Raw genomic sequence first — 19,851 nt, forward strand, 5'->3', positions numbered from 1 at the left:
CCGAACCCGAAGGCCCCCCAGCGATGAACCCAGCGCCCGCCCCACCTCACCCGCCGCGCACCACCGGCGTCGTCCTGCGCGGCGGCACCGTCCTCGACCGCCGGGGGGAGCGCCGCGCCGACGTGGCCGTCGCCGCCGACGGCACCGTCGCCGCGGTGGGCGCCGACCTCGACCTCGCATCCCTCGGCCTCGACGACGCCGACGAGCTCGACTGCACCGGCTGCATCGTCGCCCCCGGGCTCGTCGACATCCACACCCACCTGCGCGAACCGGGCGGCGAGGACGCCGAGACGATCGAGACCGGCAGCCGGGCCGCGGCCCTCGGTGGCTACACCGCCGTCGTGGCCATGCCCAACACCCGTCCCGCCATCGACACCGCCGCGGTGGTCGGCCAGGTGCTCGAGGCCGGCCGGCACGCCGGGCTGTGCGACGTGCGCGCCGCCGGGGCCATCACCGTCGGCCGCGACGGCGAGGCGCTCGCCCCCATGGGGGAGATGGCCGACCTGGGCGTCACCCTTTTCACCGACGACGGCTGCGGGGTGCAGGACGACCGCCTCATGCGCCGCGCCCTCGAGTACGCCTCGGGCCTCGATGTCACGCTCGCCCAGCACTGCGAGGTGGAGGCGCTGAGCGAGGGCGGCCACATGCACGAGGGGGAGTGGTCCAGCCGGCTGGGCATCCCGGGCATCCCCGCCGAGGCCGAGGAGCTCATGGTCTTCCGGGACATCGCCCTGTCCCGACTCACCGGCGCCACCGTCCACTTCCAGCACCTGTCGACGGCCGGCTCGGTCGAGCTGGTGCGCCAGGCCAAGGCCCGGGGCCTCGCCGTCACCGCCGAGGCGACCCCCCACCACTTCACCCTCACCCATGCCGAGGTGGCCGCCTACGATCCCACCTTCAAGGTCAACCCGCCGCTGCGCACCGCCGAGGACGTCGCCGCGGTCAAGGCCGGACTGGCCGACGGGACCATCGACGCCATCGCCACCGACCACGCCCCCCACCCCCAGGAGGCCAAGGAGGCGCCCTTCGACGAGGCCCCGTGCGGGATGCTCGGCCTCGAGACGGCCCTCGCGCTGGCGATCACCGAGCTCGTCGAGCCCGGTGTGCTCACCCTCGCCGAGGTCCTCGCCCTCATGTCCTGGAACCCGGCGGCCATCGCCCGGATCGACGACAGCCACGGGCGCGACGTCGAGCCCGGTGCCCCCGCCCACCTCGTCGCCTTCGACCCCGCCCACGAGTGGGTGGTCGACCCGAGCGAGTTGGCCAGCCTCAGCCACAACACCCCCTACGCGGGGCGCACCCTCCGCGGCAAGGTGCGCCACACCCTGCTCTGTGGTGAACCGACGGTCCGCGACGGAGAGGCGACCCGATGAGCGAGATCCGAGAGGCACAGCTCGTGCTGGCCGACGGCACCGTGTTCGAGGGGGAGGCCCTCGGCGCCGACCCTCCGGGCGGGGTGGCCACGGGTGAGGTGGTGTTCAACACCTCGCTCACCGGCTACCAGGAGATCATCACCGACCCGTCCTACGCCGGGCAGATCATCACCTTCACCTATCCCCACATCGGCAACTACGGGGTCACCGCCGCCGACGACGAGTCACGGCGGCCGTTCTGCCGGGGCGTCGTGGTGCGCGAGATGGCCCGCCGGCACAGCAGCTGGCGCGCCGAGGGCGGCCTCGCCGCCTTCCTCACGGCCAGCGGCGTGCCGGCCATCGGCGGCATCGACACCCGCCGGCTCACCCGCCACATCCGCGACGCCGGGTCCATGCCCGGCGCCTTCGGCACCGCCGACGAGGCCACTCTGCGGGCCGCGGCCGCCGCCGAGCCGGGCACCGACGGCGTCGACCTCGTCGCCGCGGTCACCACCGACGCCCCCTACACCGTCGAGTACACCGGCCCGGCGGGGCGCCCGCCCCGCCACGTCGTGGCCTACGACCTCGGCATCAAGACCACGATCGTGCGCCACCTCTCCGACATCGCCACCGTCGAGATCGTCCCCGCCACCACGCCCGCCGCCGAGGTGCTCGCCCGGCGCCCCGACGGGGTCTTCCTCTCGAACGGGCCCGGCGACCCCGCCGCCGTCACCGCCCTCCCCGGCATCGTCGACGGCCTGCTCGGCGAGGTGCCGGTGTTCGGCATCTGCCTCGGCCACCAGCTCCTCTCCACCGCCGTCGGCGGCCGCACCTACAAGCTCCCCTTCGGCCACCACGGCGGCAACCACCCGGTGAGCCGCCTGGCCACCGGCACCGTGGAGATCACCTCGCAGAACCACAACTACGCCGTCGACGACGCCTCGCTGCCGGCGAACGTCGAGGTCACCCACCGCAACCTCAACGACGGGGTCGTCGAGGGCGTGCGCTGCCTCGACGTCCCCGCCTTCGGCGCCCAGTACCACCCCGAGGCGGGCCCCGGCCCCCACGACGCCGCCTACCTCTTCGAGCTGTTCGACGACCTGATGGCCGACTTCGGGAAGGCGGCGCGCTGATGCCCCGACGTGACGACCTCCACTCGATCCTGCTCATCGGCTCCGGCCCGATCGTCATCGGCCAGGCCTGCGAGTTCGACTACTCCGGAACGCAGGCCTGCCGGATCCTGCGCGAGGAGGGCTACCGGGTGATCCTGGCCAACTCCAACCCGGCCACGATCATGACCGACCCCGACTTCGCCGACGCCACCTACGTCGAGCCCCTCGACGTCGAGGTCCTCGAACGGATCATCGAGCGCGAGGCCCCCGACGCGCTCCTCCCCACCCTCGGCGGCCAGACCGCCCTCAACCTGGCCATGGAGCTCGCCGGGTCCGGCGTCCTCGAACGCCACGGCGTCGAGCTCATCGGCGCCGACGCCACCGCCATCGCCACCGCCGAGGACCGCGAGCTGTTCAAGCAGGCCATGGCCGAGATCGGCCTCGACGCCCCACCGTCGGCCACCGCCCACACCCTCGACGAGGCCGTCGCCGTGGCCGAGCGCATCGGGCTGCCCGTCGTCATCCGCCCCGCCTACATCCTCGGCGGGAAGGGCACCGGCATCGCCTCCGAGCCCGAGGAGTTCCGGCGCAAGGCGGCGCTGGGGCTCGAGGCCAGCCCGATCAACGAGATCCTCGTCGAGAAGTCGATCGCCGGGTGGAAGGAGTTCGAGCTCGAGGTCATGCGTGACCGGGCCGACAACTGCGTGATCGTCTGCTCGATCGAGAACCTCGATCCGATGGGCGTGCACACCGGCGACTCGATCACCGTCGCCCCCGCCCAGACGCTCTCCGACGTCGAGTACCAGCGCATGCGCGACGCCGCCTTCGCCTGCATCCGCCGTGTCGGCGTGGAGACCGGCGGGTCCAACGTGCAGTTCGCGGTGAACCCCGAGGACGGCCACATGGTCGTCATCGAGATGAACCCGCGGGTGAGCCGCTCCTCGGCGCTGGCGTCGAAGGCCACCGGGTTCCCGATCGCCAAGATCGCCGCCCGCCTCGCCGTCGGCTACACCCTCGACGAGATCGACAACGACATCACGAAGAAGACCCCCGCCAGCTTCGAGCCGACCATCGACTACGTCGTCACCAAGATCCCGCGGTGGGCCTTCGAGAAGTTCCCGGGCACCTCCGACGTGCTCGGCACCCAGATGCAGTCCGTCGGCGAGGTCATGGCCATCGGCCGCACCTTCCCGGAGTCGCTCCAGAAGGGCCTGCGCTCCCTCGAGCAGGGGCGCCTGGGCCTCAACGCCGACCCCGCCGAGGCCCAGTACGACGAGGTGCCCCTCGACGAGCTGCTCGCCCGGGCGGCCGTCGGCACCCCCGAGCGGATCTTCCAGCTCGAGGCGTGCCTGCGCCGCGGTCTCGGGGTCGACGAGGTGTACGCGGCCACCCGGGTCGACCCGTGGTTCCTCGACCAGATGCTGGCCGTCACCGAGGAGCGGGCCCACCTCGAGTCGATCGGGCCCGACGCCATGACCCGGGCCCTGTGGCGGCGGGCCAAGCGGCTCGGGTTCTCCGACGCCCAGCTCGCCCACCTGTGGGGCCGCAGCGAGCGCGAGGTGCGCGCCGCTCGTGTCGCCGCCGGGGTGGTCCCGACCTACAAGACCGTCGACACCTGCGCCGCCGAGTTCGAGGCCTCCACGCCGTACCACTACTCGACCTACGAGGACACCGACGAGGTGGCGCCCAGCGACCGGGAGAAGGTGGTGATCCTCGGATCGGGGCCCAACCGCATCGGCCAGGGCATCGAGTTCGACTACTGCTGCGTGCACGCCAGCTTCGCCCTGCGCAACGCCGGCTACGAGACGATCATGGTGAACTGCAACCCCGAGACGGTCTCGACCGACTACGACACCTCCGACCGTCTCTACTTCGAGCCGCTCACGTACGAGGACGTCATGAACGTCATCGAGGCGGAGCGCCCCGTCGGCGTCGTGGTGTCGCTCGGGGGGCAGACCCCGCTGAAGCTGGCCAACGACCTCCCCCCGGAGCTGGTGGTGGGCACCGCGCCCGCCTCCATCGACGCCGCCGAGGACCGCGAGCGCTGGAGCGCCCTGTGCGCCCGTCTCGAGATCCCCCAGCCCGCCGGTGGGACGGCGGCCGATCTCGCCGCCGCGCTGGCCATCACCGAGCGCATCGGCTACCCCGCACTCGTGCGGCCGAGCTACGTGCTCGGCGGGCGGGCCATGGTCATCGTCTACGACGACGACGGACTGGGCGACGCCATGGCCGAGCTGGCCGGGTTCGGCAGCCTCGGCAAGGAGGGCGGGCTCTCCGCCGAGCGGCCCGTCCTCGTCGACCGCTTCCTCGAGGACGCCACCGAGGTCGACGTCGACGCGCTCCGCGACCGCGACGGCAACGTGCTCATCGGCGGGATCATGGAGCACGTCGAGGAGGCCGGCGTGCACTCCGGCGACTCGGCGTGCGTGCTCCCGCCCCACACCCTCTCGGCCGAGACGATCGAGGTGCTCACCGACTACACGGGGCGCATCGCCGCCGCCCTGGACGTCGTCGGGCTCATCAACGTGCAGTACGCCGTGAAGCACGGGCAGGTCTTCGTCATCGAGGCCAACCCCCGGGCCAGCCGCACGGTGCCCTTCGTGGCCAAGGCCACCGGGGTGCCGTTGGCCAAGATCGCCAGCCGCCTCATGCTCGGGGCCACCCTCGACGGGCTGCGGGCCGAGGGTCTCGTGCGCGACCCGGTCCGCGGCGACCACCACTCGGTGAAGGAGGCCGTCCTGCCCTTCAACCGGTTCCCCGACGCCGACGCCGTGCTCGGTCCGGAGATGCGCTCGACCGGCGAGGTGATGGGGATCGACCTCACCGTCGGGCTGGCCTTCGCCAAGGCCCAGCTCGCCGCCGGCAACCGCCTGCCCGACGCCGGGACGGTGTTCCTGTCCCTCGCCGACCGCGACAAGGCCGTCGGGGTGCAGGCCGCCCATCTCTTCCGCTCGATGGGCTTCGCCCTCGCCGCCACCAGCGGCACCGCCGCCCACCTGCGCGACCACGGCGTCGAGGTGGCCGTCGACGTCGCCAAGCTGGGGGAGCCCGACGGGCGCGACGCCGTGGAGCTCATCGAGAGCGGCCAGGTCGACCTGGTGATCAACAGCCCGCGGGGCCGGGGCCCTCGCAGCGACGGTGCCCACATCCGCGCCGCCGCCGGCGCCCAGAAGGTGCCGCTGCTCACCACCGCGGCGGCGGGGGCGGCTGCCGCCGCGGGGATGGCGGACCGGGCCCGCCACGCCCTGCAGGTCCGGCCGCTCCAGGAGTACCTGCGCGGCGTGGGGGCTCACGAGCTCGAGCCCCGCGCCGACCAGCCGACCCTGCCCGACCTGCGGTGAGCCCGCTGCGTCGGCGGCCCTCGCCGCCCCCCGGTCCGCCCGTCGACCTCACCACCACCATCGGGTCGGTCACCCTCCCCAACCCCGTGCTCACCGCCTCGGGCACCGCCGGGCACGGCGACGAGCTGGCCGCCTACGTCGACCTCGCGTCCATCGGGGCGGTGGTCGTCAAGTCGCTCTCGCCCGAGCCGTGGGCCGGGAACCCCGCCCCCCGGGTCCACGAGACCCCGGCGGGGATGCTCAACAGCGTCGGGCTCCAGGGCCCCGGGGTGTCGAGGTGGCTCGAGGACGAGCTGCCCGCGGTGCTCGCCACCGGTGCGCGGGTGGTGGCCAGCATCTGGGGTCGGTCGGTCGACGACTACCGCCGCGCCGGCGAGCTCCTCGCCGACGCCGAAGGGGTGGTGGCCGTCGAGGTCAACGTCTCGTGCCCCAACCTCGAGGACCGCAACCGCATGTTCGCCCACGCCGCCGGGTCCACCGCCGAGGCGGTCGCCGCCGCCGCGGCGTGCGGGCGGCCGATGTGGGCCAAGTTGAGCCCCAATGTCAGCGATCTGGTCCCCATCGCCGTCGCCGCCCACGACGCCGGGGCCGAGGCCGTCGTGCTGGTGAACACCGTGCTGGGGATGGCCATCGACCCCGAGACCCGCCGGCCCCGCCTGGGCGGGGGAGGGGGCGGCCTCTCCGGTCCCGCCATCCACCCCGTGGCGGTCCGCGCCGTCCACGACGTCCACGCCGCCCGACCCGAGCTCCCCATCGTCGGGGTGGGGGGCGTGGCCCGGGGGGTCGACGCCGTCGAACTGATGCTGGCCGGGGCCAGCGCCGTCGAGGTCGGCACGGCCACCTTCGCCGACCCGCGCAGCGTGACCCGGGTGCGCGACGAGCTCGAGGAGTGGTGCCGGTCCCACGGGGTCCGCGCCGTCCGCGACCTGATCGGGGACGCCCATGGCCGCTGAGGACGCCCTCGACCTCTCCGCCGGCGCGCCGCCCGAGGTGCGGGCCGGCCTGGCCCTCGCCCTCGACGTCGATGACCTGGTCGAGGCCATCCGGCTCGCCCGCCTGCTGTCCCCGTGGTTCGGTGTGGCCAAGGTCGGCCTCGAGCTCTACAGCGCCGCCGGGCCCGACTCGATCGCCGCGCTCGTCGACCAGGGCATGGTCGTGTTCGCCGACCTGAAGCTGCTCGACATCCCGACGACCGTGGCGAAGGCCGCCCGTGTCATGGGCTCGCTGGGGGCCGGCTACCTGACGCTGCACACCCGGGCCGGGGTCGACCACCTCCGGGCCGGCGTGGAGGGCCTGGCGGAGGGGGCGGCGGCGGTCGGCCTGCCCGCGCCGACCGCCCTCGGCGTGACGGTGCTCACCAGCGAGGCGGCCGACCCCGGAGCGCTCGTCGAGCGCCTGGGGGTGGCCGTGGAGGCCGGGGCGGGCGGTCTGGTGTGCGCGGCGTCCGACCTCGGCGAGGCGGCGCGGCTCGCTCCCGGGCTCGTCCGGGTCGTCCCGGGGATCCGACCGGCAGGGGTGGGCGCGGACGACCAGGCCCGTCCCGCCACCCCGGCGGCGGCCATCGCCGGCGGGGCCGACCTGTTGGTGGTGGGCCGGGCCGTCACCCGCGACGCCGATCCCCGCGCCGCCGCCGCAGCGCTCGCCGCCGAGGTGCTCGCCGCCCGGCGGCCGGCCCCCCGCCGTTGACGCCCCTGCCGCTGGCGCCCCCTGCCGCTGACGCCCCCCGAGGCGAACTGTTGCGTCCCCAGCTCGCCGAGGCGAGCGGAGCACTCAACAGTTCGGGGTGAGTGGGCGTGGGGGCGGCGTGGGGCTGGACCCGGGGGCGGCGTGGGGCTGGGGCCGGGGCGCCGAGGCGACGTGCGGCGGGGTGCGACATGTGGCACACTCCGGGCTTCTAAGTGTCCGCATTAGAACATCCGTGACCGGAGGGGTCCCATGGAATTCGCAGTGTTCCTGAACGGCTACACCCCGGGCCCCGCGGCCCACGACACCGACCTCGAGCACCTCGAGCTCATGCGGGAGATGGAGTACGCCATCACCGCCGACAAGCACAACTGGAAGTACGTCTGGCTGGGCGAGCACCACGCCCTCACCGAGTACTCCCACCTGTCGGCGCCCGAGGTGATGATGGGCTACATCGCCGCCAACACCGACTACATCCACATCGGCACGGCGATCAACAGCCTCTCCCCGCGCAAGGAGCACCCGGTCCGCTTCGCCGAGCGCGCCGCCATGCTCGACCACGTCACCGACCGCCGGTTCGAGTGGGGCACCGGACGCGGCGCCGGCTCCCACGAGATGGCCACCTTCAACATCCTCGACAAGGACTCCACCAAGCCGGAGTGGAACGAGGTCGTCCGCGAGGTCCCGCGCATGTGGGAGCAGACCGACTACGAGCACCACGGCGAGTCGTTCACCGTGCCCTACCCCCACAACGTGCTGCCCAAGCCCTACGGCCAGGGCCACCCGCCCATCTGGGTGGCGTGCGGCAACCCCGGCACCTTCACCACCGCCGGCGAGATGGGCATCGGCGCCATCGCCTTCAACTTCGAGCCGATCTTCGCCCTCCGGGGCCGCATCGACGCCTACAAGGAAGGCGTCGCCAACTGCACGGACCCGATCGGGCAGTTCAAGAACGACAACGTGATGATCACCAACTCCGTGATCGTCGCCGACACCCGTGAGGAGGCCCGGCAGATCGCGCTGCGCAAGGGCCGGGGGTACCTCGTCAGCATGGTGAACCTGTACCACGACACCATGCCGAAGTCCCCCGACGCCATCACCTGGCCGAGCCCGCCGATGTCGCTGCACGACATCGTCCAGGACCCCAACATCGACGCCGACGAACTGCTCGACGGCATCATCACCGCCGGCCACATGCTGTGCGGCACCGTCGACGAGGTCAGCGAGCAGATCGCGGCCTGGGGCGACGTCGGCATGGACCAGCTCGCCTTCGGCCTGCCCATCGAGGGCATGTACCACGAGGAGATCCTGGCCACCCTGGAGCTCTTCGGCGACAAGGTCATCCCCGAGTTCGACAAGGACCGGACCCACTCGACCGACCGGTACCGGGCCACCGCCCAGCCGAAGTGGGGCCGCTTCACCCAGCCCCTCCCCGACATCGAGTGGCCGACCGTGCTGCCCGAGTCGGCGCTGGCCCCGCTGCCCAACTGACGTCGGCCGGAGCCGGAGGGGGCCCACGGGCCCCCACCGGCCCGCGCCCCGTACCGTGCCCCGCGACAGCACCGCCACCAAGGAGCGCCTCCGGCGCGAGGCCGAGCGCCTCTTCGCGCGGCGGGGGCTGTACCGCGTCACCCTGCGGGAGATCACCGACGCCGCCGAGCAGCGCAACGTGTCGGCGGTGAGCTACCACTTCGGTTCCCGAGAGGGGCTCCTGGCGGCCATCCTCGCCCGCCACGGTGACCCCACCGACGCGGCGAGGGGCGAGCTGCGGGCCCGCCTCGCCGACCCGGCTCCCACCCGCGACCTCGTCGCCTCGCTGGTCGTCCCGTACACCGCCAACCTGGCCACCCCCGACGGACGGGACTACGTGCGCATCGTCGCCCAGCTCGCCGAGGGCTTCCTCGACTGGCGGCGGCCCGCCGCCGGCACTGGGCCCCACCTGCGGGCGATCCTCGGCGAGCTCGAGGAGCGGGGCCCGGCGCTCCCCGCCGAGGTACGTCGTGAGCGCGTCATCGAGTTGATCATGTTGATGACCTCGGCCACCGCCCAGCGGGCCCGTCTCGTCGAGTCGCGTCGGCCCGTCGAGCTCGCCGACGACGGGTTCGTCACCAACCTCGCCGACGTGCTCGTCGGCGTGCTCGAGGCCCCCGCCCTCGGTCCCCTGACGTCGGTGTTCGGTCTCGGGCCGAACCCGGTCGCGGCCGGCGGGGCCCCCATGGTCCAGGCCGGGGGCCATCGGCCAGGGCGCTAGTGTCTGCGCTCATGCCGCTGCCTCCCACCCTCACCGACGAGCAACGCAAGGCCGCGCTGGCGAAGGCCGGCGAGGCCCGCAGGGCGCGGGCCGAGCTCAAGGAGCGCCTGAAGATGGGTTCGCTCGACCTCGGCGAGCTGCTCGCCATGGCCGACACCGACGACATGGTCGCCGGCATCAAGGTGCTCGCCGTCCTCGAGTCCCTGCCGGGCGTCGGCAAGGTCACCGCCCGGCGCACCATGGAGGAGATCGGCATCGCCGAGTCCCGACGCCTCCGCGGGCTCGGCGCACAGCAGCGCAAGGCGCTGCTGGCCGCGTTCCCGTCCTGAGGCGCACCGCCGCGTTGATCGTCGTCGTCTGCGGGCCGGGGGGCGTCGGCAAGGGCACCGTGGTGTCGCGCCTCGTCGCCGAGGACCCCTCACTGTGGGTCTCACGCTCCTGGACCACCCGTCCACCGCGGCCCGGTGAGGACCCCGAGGCCTACCGCTTCGTCGACCGCGCCACCTTCCTCGCCCACGTCGACGCAGGCGGGTTCCTCGAGCACGCCGAGTTCCTCGGCCACCTCTACGGCACCCCGTGGCCCGACGCCGACCGGGAGGGCGACGTCATCCTCGAGATCGAGGTCCAGGGCGCCGCCCAGGTGCTCGAGCGCGACCCCACGGCCCTCGTCGTCCTGCTCGAACCGCCCTCCGCGGAGGAGCAGGCCGCCCGCCTGCGGGGTCGTGGGGACACCGAGGAGGCCATCGCCGAGCGGGTGGCCGTCGGCGCCGGCGAGATGGAGGAGGGCCGGCGGCTCGGGGGCGTGCGGATCGTCAACGACGACCTCGCCGCCACCGTCGAGGCCGTCCGCGGCGTCATCGTCGACGCCCGGGCGCGGCGCGCCCGCTCCTGAGCCCGCTCCGGGCAGGTGGCCTGAGCCCGCTCCGGGCAGGTGGCCTGAGCCCGCGCCGGGCAGGTGGCCTGAGCCCGCTCCGGGCAGGTGGCCTGCGCCCGCTCCGGGGAGGTGGGGAGCGGGGCTGGTAGGCTCCCTCGGCTCGTCGCGCGACCCAGCGCGCCCGGAACCCCCGAGAGTGTGAACCCCGTGGCCCAGATCCATGACTCGATGATCGAACCCCGCATCGAGGAGCTCCTGTCCAAGGTCGACTCCAAGTTCACCCTCGTCACGCTGGGCGCCACCCGGGCCCGCCAGATCAACGCCTACTTCGGCCAGCTCCAGGACGGCGCCACCAACAACGTGCCGCCCCAGGTCACCTCGGTGGCCCGCAAGCCGCTCTCCATCGCCTTCGAGGAGATCGCCGCCGACAAGATCGTCCCGGAGCGCATCGTCGAAGAGGAGCTGGGCGAGGTCGAGCTCGACCTCGTCGAGGTCGACGGCGACCCGGCCGAGTGAACCTCGGTCCACCCCGACCGCACCTCATGCCGTGAACCTGGCCGGACGCCGCATCGTCCTCGGCGTCACCGGGGGGATCGCCGCCTACAAGGCCGTCGAGATCTGCCGTCGCCTCGTCGACGCCGGCGCCCACGTGGCGCCCGTGCTCACCGAGGGGGCCACCCGCTTCGTGGGCGAGGTCACCTTCTCCGCGCTGGCGTCGGAGCCCGTGCAGACCTCGCTGTGGGACGAGGACAGCCCGATCCCGCACACCCGTCTCGGCCAGGGCGCCGACCTGGTCCTCGTCGCCCCGGCCACGGCCCGCCTCCTCGCCGCCTACGCCCACGGGCTGTCCGACGACCTGTTGACCGCCACCCTGCTCGCCACCCGGGCCCCGGTGGTGGTGTGCCCGGCCATGCACACCGAGATGTGGGAGCACCCGGCGGTGCAGGACAACCTCGAGGTGCTCCGGGCCCGCGGCGTGCACGTCGTCCCTCCCGGAGAGGGACGCCTCGCCGGCGGTGACGTCGGGGCCGGTCGCCTCGCCGAGCCCGACGACGTCCTCGCCGCAGTCCACGCCGCCCTGTCCACCCGCCCCGCCGATCTGGCCGGCACCCACGTGCTCGTCACCGCCGGGGGCACCCGAGAGGCCATCGACCCGGTGCGGGTCATCTCCAACCGGTCCTCCGGCAAGCAGGGCTACGCGCTGGCCGCCGAGGCCGCCGAGCGCGGGGCCCGGGTCACCCTCGTCACCACCGTCGACCGCCCGGTGCCCCCCGGGGTCGAGGTCGTCGACGTGGTCAGCGCCGCCGACATGCAGGCCGTCGTCGTGCCCGCGGCCGCCGACGCCGACGTGGTGGTGATGGCCGCCGCGGTCGCCGACTTCCGTCCCGCCCGTCGGGCCCCCCAGAAGCTGAAGAAGGACGAGTTCGGCGCCGACGGACCCCCGGCGATCGTCCTCGAGGCGACCCACGACTTCCTGGTCGACCTCGGGGCGTCCAAGCCCGCCGGCCAGGTCCTCGTCGGGTTCGCCGCGGAGACCGCCGACGTCGAGGCCAACGCCCGGGCCAAGCTCGAGCGCAAGCGCCTCGACCTGATCGTGGCCAACGACGTCGCCGCCCCGGGAGCCGGGTTCGAGCACGACACCAACGCCGTCGTGCTGCTCGGCGCCGACGGCATGCGCCAAGATGTCCCCTTGACCGACAAGCGGTCCGTGGCCCGGGCCGTGCTCGACGCCGTCGTCGCCCTCCGGGGAGCGACACCGCACGAGTCCACCGACGAGAGCCGGGCCGACGCCCGTAGCGAGGAGCAGCAGTGACGAGTTGGACCTTCACCTCGGAGTCCGTGACCGAGGGCCACCCCGACAAGATCGCCGACCAGATCTCCGACGCCATCCTCGACGCCATGCTGGCCCAGGATCCGGCCAGCCGGGTGGCGTGCGAGACCCTCGTCACGACCGGGCTGGCCGTCGTGGCCGGTGAGATCACCACCTCCGGCTACGTCGACATCCCCAAGATCGTCCGGGCCACCATCAACGAGATCGGCTACGACCGCGAGAGCTACGGCTACGACGGCAACACCGTCGGCGTGATGGTCAGCCTCGACGAGCAGTCCGTCGACATCGCCCAGGGCGTCGACGACAGCGAGGAGGTGCGCTCCGGGGTGTCCGGCGAGGACCTGCTCAACCAGCAGGGGGCCGGCGACCAGGGGATGATGTTCGGCTACGCCTGCCGTGAGACCGACGTGTTGATGCCGCTTCCCATCCACACCGCCCACCGCATGGCCGAGCGCCTCGCCGAGGTCCGCAAGTCCGGTGCGGTGCCGTACCTGCGCCCCGACGGCAAGACCCAGGTCACCTTCGACTACGAGGACAACACCCCCGTGCGGTTGCGCACGGTGCTGATCAGCACCCAGCACAACGACGGCATCGACCGCGAGGACGCCATCCGCCCGGACCTCATCGACCAGGTCATCCGCCCGGTGGTGCCCGAGCAGTTCGCCGACGACGACTACGAGGTCTTCGTGAACCCGACCGGTCGCTTCGTCATCGGTGGGCCCGTCGGCGACGCCGGGCTGACCGGCCGCAAGATCATCGTCGACACCTACGGCGGCATGGCCCGCCACGGCGGCGGCGCCTTCTCGGGCAAGGACCCCTCCAAGGTCGACCGCTCGGCCGCCTACGCCGCGCGGTGGGTGGCCAAGAACGTGGTGGCCAGCGGCGCGGCCGACCGCTGCGAGGTCCAGGTCGCCTACGCCATCGGGGTGGCCCACCCCGTCTCGCTGATGGTCGAGACGTTCGGGACCTCGACGGTCGACCCCGAGGCCATCGCCTCCGCCGTCCGGGAGGTCTTCGACCTCCGCCCGGCCGCCATCAGCCGCGACCTCGACCTGCGCCGGCCGATCTACCGCCCGACAGCCGCCTACGGGCACTTCGGGCGCACCGGCGACGGCTTCACGTGGGAGCGCACCGACCGGGTCGACCAGCTCCGCTCCGCGCTGGGCCTGTAGCGGGCCGACCGGCGGTGCCGGGCGACCAACGCAGCTTCGACTTCGGGCCCGAGCGGCCCACGTCGCCTCGACGCCCGCGTCCCCAGGCGGGTCGGCGGGCCTCCGGGACCGTGCGCACGCCCGCCGGCGGCTCCGCACCGGCGGCCACCACCTTCGCCGAGTCCCGGGTGGTCCGGGTGCGCCCCGACGTGGCCGGTCTCGACAAGTGCTTCGACTACCTCGTGCCCGGGGCCATGGCCGACGAGGTGCGGGTCGGCGCGATGGTGCGCATCTCCCTGCACGGTCGCCGTGTCGGGGGGTGGGTGGTGGCCGATCCCGTCGAACCGCCCGACGGGGTCGTCCTGCGGCCGCTGTCCAAGGTGAGCGGGTGGGGTCCGCCCCCGGAGGTGCTCGACCTCGCCGACTGGGCGGCGTGGCGCTGGGCGGGGCGGGCGTCGAGCCTGCTGCGCACCGCCTCCCCGGACGGCGTGGTGAAGGGTCTGCCCCGCGCGCCCGCCCGGGCCGCCGCCCCCACCACCACGGTCGCCACCGGCGACCTCGGCGAGCTCGCCGCCGAGGCGCTGCGCCGGCCCGTCGCCGTCGTGCGCCTGCCCCCCGCCGCCGACCCGTACGCCCTGCTGGTCGCCGCCGCCGCCCTCGGGCCGTCGCTCGTGATCGGCCCGTCGGCCCGCACGATGCGGCACCTGGGCCTGCGCCTGCGGCGCGCCGGTGTCCCGGTCGCCCTCCTGCCCAACGAGTGGGCGGTCGCCCGGGCCGGCGGGGCCACCGTCGTCGGCACCCGTGCCGCGGCCTGGGCGCCCCTGGCCGCGCCGGCCGCGGTGATCGTCCTCGACGAGCACGACGAGGGCCTCCGCCAGGAGCAGGCCCCGACCTGGCACGGGCGCGACGTCGCCCTGGAACGGGCCCGCCGCGCCGGTGTGCCGTGCGTGCTCGTCTCACCGGTCCCGTCGCTCGAGGCATTGGCCGCCGGCGAGCTGCTCACGCCGTCACGACAGTCGGAGCGCGTCGGCTGGCCGCGGGTCGACGTGGTCGACACCCGGGAGCTCTCGCCGAACGAGGCCCGCTACAGCCCGAGGCTCGTCGACGTGCTCCGCAGCGACGCCAATGTGCTGTGCGTGCTCAACCGCAAGGGACGCTCGCGGCTGCTCAGCTGCGCGGCGTGCGGGGAGCTGGCGACCTGCGAACGTTGCCAGTCGTCGGTCGTGCAGCGCGACGATGGCGCCCTGCAGTGTGCGCGGTGCGAGGAGGTCCGGCCGCAGGTGTGCATCCGCTGCGGCGGTACCCGCATGAAGAACCTCCGAGCGGGGGTGAGCCGGGCCCGCGAGGAGCTCGAGGCGTTGGCCCGCCGTCCCGTGGTCGAGCTCACGGCGGACGCCACGCTCGGTGCAGGCGGCCCCGGCGCCGGCGTGGTGGTCGGGACGGAGGCGGCGCTGCACCAGCTCGAGTCCGTGGACGTCGTGGCCTTCCTGGACCTCGATCAGGAGCTGCTGGCACCCCGCTACCGGGCCGCAGAGGAGGCGCTGGCGCTGGTTGCCCGCGCCGCCCGCCTGGTCGGTGGCCGCGACGGGACAGGGCGGCTCCTGCTGCAGACCCGGCTGCCCGATCACGAGGTCGTACGCGCCGCCCTGCTGGCCGACCCGGCCCGGGTGGCATCGGCGGAGCGGGCCCGGCGTCGGGTGCTGGGCTACCCGCCGGTCACGGCCCTGGCGGTGGTCTCGGGCCCTGCGGCGCCGGCCTTCATCGAGGGCCTCGGCACCCCCGAGGGCCTCGAGGTCATGGGTCCCGACGACGGGCGTTGGCTGGTCCGTGCTCCCGACCACGGGGTGCTGGCGGCGTCGCTCGCCGCGGTTCCCCGCCCACCCGGACGGCTCCGGATCGAGGTCGACCCCCTCCGTCTCTGAAGGTCGGACCGGGCCGGGCCGGTCCCGGTCCGGTTCAGGATTGCTCGGCCGGGCGGAGGCGCTGCTGGAGCGCGTCGAGCGCGACCTCGTCGGCGAGCACGAGGAGGCGGTCGCTCCCCTCCAGGCGGGTCGACCCGGTGGGGACCAGCTGGTCGGCTCCTCGCTGGACGAGCACGACCAGTGCGTCTCGTGGGAGCTGGGCGTCGACGAGTGCCCGACCGGCGACGGGCGAGGTGGCCGGGATGGACACCTCGCGCAGGGAGGTCCCGTCGGGGAGGGGTCGGCCCGGCTCGAGCAGCGACTCCGGCTCGGGGGGCGCGGGGCGGAGGGCCCGGAAGAGGCGGGCCACCGGGGTGATCGTCGTGCCCTGGACGAGCACCGACACCAGGACGACGAAGAAGACCACGTCGAAGATGAGGTCGGCGTCCGGCACCCCCTCGAGCAACGGGAACGTGGCGAGCACGATGGGCGTCGCCCCTCGCAACCCGACCCACGCCACCACCCCCTGGTGCCGCAGCGGCACGCGGAACGGCAGCAGGCACACGAGTGTGGCGAGCGGGCGGGCCAGGAACACGAGTGCGGCGGCCACCCCCAGCGCGGGCAGGGCCACGTCGAGGAGCTCCGACGGGAAGACCAGCAGGCCGAGCAGGAGGAACATGCCGATCTGGCACAGCCAGGCGATGGCATCGTGGAACCGACGGATGGTCGCCTTGTGGATGACCTCGTGGTTGCCGATCCACAGGCCGGCGAGGTAGACGGCGATGAAGCCGCTCCCACCCATGACGACGGCGCCGGCGTAGGTGATCACGGCGATGGAGAGCGTGAGCACCGGGTAGAGGCCGTCGGCGCCCGGGCGCAGCCGGTTCAACAGCCATCGGGTGGACCAGCCGGCGGCCAGTCCCACGGCCCCGCCGAGGACGAGCTGCTGCACGAGCCCGAGGGCGATGCCCGCCGGTCCGGAGGCGTCGCCGATCACGACTTCCACGAGGGTGATGGTGAGCAGCACCGCCATCGGGTCGTTCGATCCCGACTCCAGCTCGAGGGTGGGCTGGATGCTCCCGGCCAGCCCGGTGCGCCGAGCCCGGAGCACGGCGAAGACGGCGGCGGCATCGGTGGACGACACGATGGCCCCGAGCAGCAGCGCCACCTCGAGGTCGAGGTCGAGGACCACGGAGGCGGCCAGGCCGGTGACGAGCGCCGAGACGATCACGCCGACGCTGGCGAGGGTGATGCCGGGGCCGAGGACCGTCCGCACAGTCGACCAACGGGTCGACAGCCCGCCGTCGAAGAGGATGAGGGCCAGCGCGGCCACCCCGACGCCCTGGGCCAGCTCGGCGTTGTCGAAGTCGATTCCCCCTGGCCCGTCGGACCCTGCCAGCATTCCCAGGCCGAGGAACAGCAGCAACGCGGGAAATCCCACACGGGCGGCGAGCTTGGACCCGAGGGCGGCGACGAGCACCAGGCCGGCCGCGACCAGGAGCGTCGGTTCGATGGAGATCACGGTCTCGGGGCGGGGTCGCGGGCTCCTGTCCCGTCCTCGGTCCAGGCGCGGCGACGGGCCTCGTAGAGGGCGATGGCCGTGGCGGTGGCGACGTTCAGCGAGCCGATCCGACCGAGCTGGGGGATGAACGCCAGCTCGTCGCACCCGGTCAGCGCCTCCTTCGACAGGCCGCGGTCCTCATGGCCGACGACGAGGCACACGTCCCCGGCGAGGTCGGCGTCGTGGAGGGGGAGCGACCCCTCGGCCAGCTCGATGCCCACCAGTCGGTAGCCGTCGGCGCGGGCCTCGTCGAGCGCTCGTGCGGCCGTGGAGGTGGCGGTCCACGGCACGAATCGCTGCGATCCCAGGGCGGTCTTGGCGACCTTGGCGTCGTCCGGAGGTGGGACGTGGCCGGCCAGCCAGAGGTGGTCGACCGACAGGGCTGCGGCGGTGCGCAGGATCGCGCCCACGTTGTAGGGCTTCTGGATCCCGTCGAGGAGGAGGCCGACCCGGCCCTCGGTCCGGCGACGCCAGTCCCGATGGAGCCGTTTCAGCTCGGTGCTGGTGTAGGCGCGGCTCACGGGTCCGTCCCGGGACTCGGCGGGCGGGCCGACACGTCGAGGAGGCGGTAGCCGGCGCGCGACGTGCGGCGGGTGGTGGTCCACCCCTGCTCGTCCATCCAGCGGGCGAGGGAGTCGGCTCCCAGGTGCTTCTGCACGACGAGGACCGCCCGTCCGTCGTCGCTGAGGCGGTCGAGCCACGTCGTGAGCAACCGGTGCAGCGCCGGCTTGCCGATGCGGATCGGCGGGTTCGACCAGATCACGTCGAACCCCCGAAGCGTCACGGCCGGGTCGACGGGGTCGCCCTCGGCGTCGACGAGCACGGCTCGCACGCCGGCCGCGTCGTTGGCGGCGGCGTTCTCGGCGCAGAGGGCGACGGCCCGTTCGTTGACGTCGACCGCCCAGACCTCGGCGTCGGGGGCACGGCGGGCCATGGCGACGGCGAGGGGCCCGTAGCCGCACCCGAGGTCGAGCAGGCGAGCCGCGCCCGGGGGCAGGGCGGGTGCCTCCTGGAGGAGCAGCCGGGTCCCGGGGTCGACCCGATCCCCCGAGAACACCCCGGTGTCGGTGGCGAGTTGCAGCGAGAGGTCCTCGAGCTCGAGGGTGACGGTGCGCCGACGCGAGGCGACCTGCGGCTTCGGTTCGAAGTACTGCGGGTGCGACTCGACCATCCGGCGACCGTACCGGACCGGTGGTCGCGTCCCCCTGCAGTGACGCCGGTAGCCTGAGGGCGTGACGACGCACGACATCCGGATCATCGGCGACCCGGTGCTCAAGCAGCGCGCCTCCGAGGTCACGAAGGTCGACGGGCGGTTCGTCAAGCTCGTGGACGACATGTTCGACACGATGTACGACGCCAGCGGCGCCGGTCTGGCCGCGACCCAGATCGGCGTCCAGCAGCGGTTCTTCGTCTACGACTGGGAGGACAATCCCGGCGTCATCGTCAACCCCGTCATCGTCGAATCGCGGGGCGAGGCCGAGATCACCGAAGGGTGCCTGTCGGTGCCGGGCCTGCGCTGGGAGATCGTCCGCCCGGCCGAGATCCTGGTGACCGGCTACGACCTCGACGGTCGTGAGCTCCAACTCGAGCTCGACGACTACGGCGCCCGGGTGTTCCAGCACGAGCTCGACCACCTCGACGGGGTCCTGCTGGTCGAGCACCTCACCCTCGAGCAGCGGGCCGAGGCCAAGAAGGCGCTCCGCGACCTGCGCCAGCGGGGCGTCACCTCGCTTCCCGAGCCCGACATCGCGGCCGGCTCGTTGCGTCTTCGCTGACGGCGTGGCCGAACCGTCCGAGCGGCCACTGGCCGTCGCCCCCGATCGGCCCCGTCGACTCGTGTACCTGGGCACCCCTGACGTCGCGGTGCCGCCCCTCGGCGCCCTGCACGCCGCCGGCTTCGAGGTCCCCCTGGTGGTCACCCGTCCGGACACCCGGCGGGGGAGAGGCTCGGCGTCGGCGCCGAGCCCGGTCAAGGAGGCGGCCCGGGAACTGGGCATCGAGGTCGACCACGATCTGGCCCGGGTGGCCGACGTCGGGGCCGATCTCGCGGTCGTCGTCGCCTACGGGCGCATCATCCCCCGAGCGGTGCTCGAGCAGTTGCCGATGGTGAACCTCCACTTCTCGTTGCTGCCCCGCTGGCGAGGGGCGGCGCCGGTCGAACGGGCGCTGTTGGCGGGCGACGCCCGAACCGGCGTGTGCCTCATGGAGGTGGCCGAGGGCCTCGACACCGGTGGGGTGTACGCCATGGCCGAGACGCCGATCTCCGCCGACGACACCCTCGCCACGCTCAGGAGCCGACTGGTCGTGATGGGCACCGAGCTGCTCATCAGCCGGCTCACGACGTCACTCGGCAGGCCGGTACCCCAGGAGGGTGAGGTCACCCATGCCGCCAAGATCGACCCGGCGGAGTACCGGATCGACTGGTCGCGGCCCGCCGTCGAGCTGGACCGCCTCGTCCGGCTCGGGGGCGCGCACACCTCGTGGCGGGGCAAGCGGCTCAAGGTCTGGTCGGCGCGTCCGGTCGGCCCGGCGGTGCCTGACGCGCTCGACGGGTTCGTACCCGGCGCCGTAGTGGGGGGCACCGGGGCCGGTGACGCCGGGCTCCTGGTGGCCGCCGGGGACGGGGGGCTCGAGATCCTCGAGGTCCAGCCCGAGGGCAAGGCCCGTCAGCCCGTCGCCGACTGGCGCAACGGGGCCCGTCCCGCCGTCGGCGACCGGTTCGGCGCGTGACCGGGACCGGAGGAGGACGACGTCCGCCCCGCCGCAGCGGCCCGCAGGGTGGTGGCGGTCGCAA

17 protein-coding genes and 1 pseudogene are annotated in these 19,851 nt (G+C 73.7%); 15 read left to right on the forward strand and 3 right to left on the reverse strand.

Annotated features, from left to right (window positions below):
* Positions 1 to 23 precede the first annotated feature (23 nt).
* The 13 genes and pseudogenes from MUE36_01485 (at position 24) to MUE36_01545 (ending at position 14,017) form a co-directional block, all read left to right on the forward strand.
* Positions 24 to 1,373 (forward strand): dihydroorotase, encoded by a 1,350-nt coding sequence (locus MUE36_01485; protein ID MCU0309600.1) that lies wholly within the window; start codon positions 24 to 26, stop codon positions 1,371 to 1,373.
* Positions 1,370 to 2,485: a glutamine-hydrolyzing carbamoyl-phosphate synthase small subunit gene (gene carA / locus MUE36_01490; GenBank protein MCU0309601.1), complete on the forward strand. Its 1,116-nt coding sequence runs from the start codon at positions 1,370 to 1,372 to the stop codon at positions 2,483 to 2,485. The genes MUE36_01485 and carA overlap by 4 nt, the downstream gene beginning before the upstream one ends.
* Positions 2,485 to 5,805, forward strand: a complete 3,321-nt coding sequence (gene carB / locus MUE36_01495) for a carbamoyl-phosphate synthase large subunit (GenBank protein ID MCU0309602.1) — start codon at positions 2,485 to 2,487, stop codon at positions 5,803 to 5,805. Before carA ends, carB begins: the two co-directional genes overlap by 1 nt.
* Positions 5,802 to 6,758: a dihydroorotate dehydrogenase gene (locus MUE36_01500; GenBank protein MCU0309603.1), complete on the forward strand. Its 957-nt coding sequence runs from the start codon at positions 5,802 to 5,804 to the stop codon at positions 6,756 to 6,758. The genes carB and MUE36_01500 overlap by 4 nt, the downstream gene beginning before the upstream one ends.
* A complete protein-coding gene (pyrF, locus tag MUE36_01505; GenBank protein ID MCU0309604.1) occupies positions 6,748 to 7,491 on the forward strand; it encodes an orotidine-5'-phosphate decarboxylase in 744 nt (247 codons plus the stop codon). The genes MUE36_01500 and pyrF overlap by 11 nt, the downstream gene beginning before the upstream one ends.
* 249 nt (positions 7,492 to 7,740) lie before the next feature.
* Positions 7,741 to 8,979, forward strand: a complete 1,239-nt coding sequence (locus tag MUE36_01510; GenBank protein ID MCU0309605.1) for an LLM class flavin-dependent oxidoreductase — start codon at positions 7,741 to 7,743, stop codon at positions 8,977 to 8,979.
* A 55-nt stretch (positions 8,980 to 9,034) separates the two neighbouring features.
* On the forward strand, positions 9,035 to 9,739 hold the full coding sequence (locus tag MUE36_01515) for a TetR/AcrR family transcriptional regulator (GenBank protein ID MCU0309606.1): 705 nt from the start codon (positions 9,035 to 9,037) through the stop codon (positions 9,737 to 9,739).
* An 11-nt stretch (positions 9,740 to 9,750) separates the two neighbouring features.
* Entirely contained in the window at positions 9,751 to 10,068 is a 318-nt protein-coding gene (locus tag MUE36_01520; GenBank protein MCU0309607.1) for an integration host factor, read from the forward strand.
* A 14-nt stretch (positions 10,069 to 10,082) separates the two neighbouring features.
* Positions 10,083 to 10,631, forward strand: coding sequence for a guanylate kinase (locus MUE36_01525; GenBank protein MCU0309608.1), 549 nt, complete (start codon positions 10,083 to 10,085; stop codon positions 10,629 to 10,631).
* Positions 10,632 to 10,820: 189 nt separating this feature from the next.
* Positions 10,821 to 11,129, forward strand: coding sequence for a DNA-directed RNA polymerase subunit omega (gene rpoZ, locus MUE36_01530; GenBank protein MCU0309609.1), 309 nt, complete (start codon positions 10,821 to 10,823; stop codon positions 11,127 to 11,129).
* A gap of 31 nt (positions 11,130 to 11,160) precedes the next feature.
* Positions 11,161 to 12,426, forward strand: coding sequence for a bifunctional phosphopantothenoylcysteine decarboxylase/phosphopantothenate--cysteine ligase CoaBC (gene coaBC / locus MUE36_01535; protein ID MCU0309610.1), 1,266 nt, complete (start codon positions 11,161 to 11,163; stop codon positions 12,424 to 12,426).
* Complete coding sequence (gene metK / locus MUE36_01540) at positions 12,423 to 13,616, forward strand: methionine adenosyltransferase (GenBank protein ID MCU0309611.1); 1,194 nt, start codon at positions 12,423 to 12,425, stop codon at positions 13,614 to 13,616. The genes coaBC and metK overlap by 4 nt, the downstream gene beginning before the upstream one ends.
* Positions 13,617 to 13,849: 233 nt before the next feature.
* Positions 13,850 to 14,017 (forward strand): annotated as a pseudogene (locus MUE36_01545) (hypothetical protein).
* 1,534 nt (positions 14,018 to 15,551) lie between these two features.
* Here the strand turns inward: MUE36_01545 and MUE36_01550 are convergent.
* The 3 genes from MUE36_01550 to MUE36_01560 are packed head-to-tail and all read right to left on the reverse strand — an operon-like array spanning position 15,552 to position 18,228.
* A complete protein-coding gene (locus MUE36_01550) occupies positions 15,552 to 17,018 on the reverse strand; it encodes a potassium/proton antiporter (protein MCU0309612.1) in 1,467 nt (488 codons plus the stop codon).
* On the reverse strand, positions 17,015 to 17,578 hold the full coding sequence (locus tag MUE36_01555) for a hypothetical protein (GenBank protein MCU0309613.1): 564 nt from the start codon (positions 17,576 to 17,578) through the stop codon (positions 17,015 to 17,017). The genes MUE36_01550 and MUE36_01555 overlap by 4 nt, the downstream gene beginning before the upstream one ends.
* Positions 17,575 to 18,228: a class I SAM-dependent methyltransferase gene (locus MUE36_01560; GenBank protein MCU0309614.1), complete on the reverse strand. Its 654-nt coding sequence runs from the start codon at positions 18,226 to 18,228 to the stop codon at positions 17,575 to 17,577. Before MUE36_01560 ends, MUE36_01555 begins: the two co-directional genes overlap by 4 nt.
* 61 nt (positions 18,229 to 18,289) lie before the next feature.
* Here MUE36_01560 and def point away from each other — a divergent pair, with 61 nt between their 5' ends.
* Both def and fmt read left to right on the forward strand, forming a co-directional pair.
* A complete protein-coding gene (gene def, locus MUE36_01565; GenBank protein ID MCU0309615.1) occupies positions 18,290 to 18,832 on the forward strand; it encodes a peptide deformylase in 543 nt (180 codons plus the stop codon).
* Positions 18,833 to 18,836: 4 nt separating this feature from the next.
* Positions 18,837 to 19,787: a methionyl-tRNA formyltransferase gene (fmt, locus tag MUE36_01570; GenBank protein ID MCU0309616.1), complete on the forward strand. Its 951-nt coding sequence runs from the start codon at positions 18,837 to 18,839 to the stop codon at positions 19,785 to 19,787.
* The last annotated feature ends 64 nt before the right edge of the window (positions 19,788 to 19,851 follow it).

It is taken from the genome of Acidimicrobiales bacterium, from assembly GCA_025455885.1.
Taxonomy (GTDB): Bacteria; Actinomycetota; Acidimicrobiia; order Acidimicrobiales; family Acidimicrobilacustridaceae; genus Rhabdothermincola_A.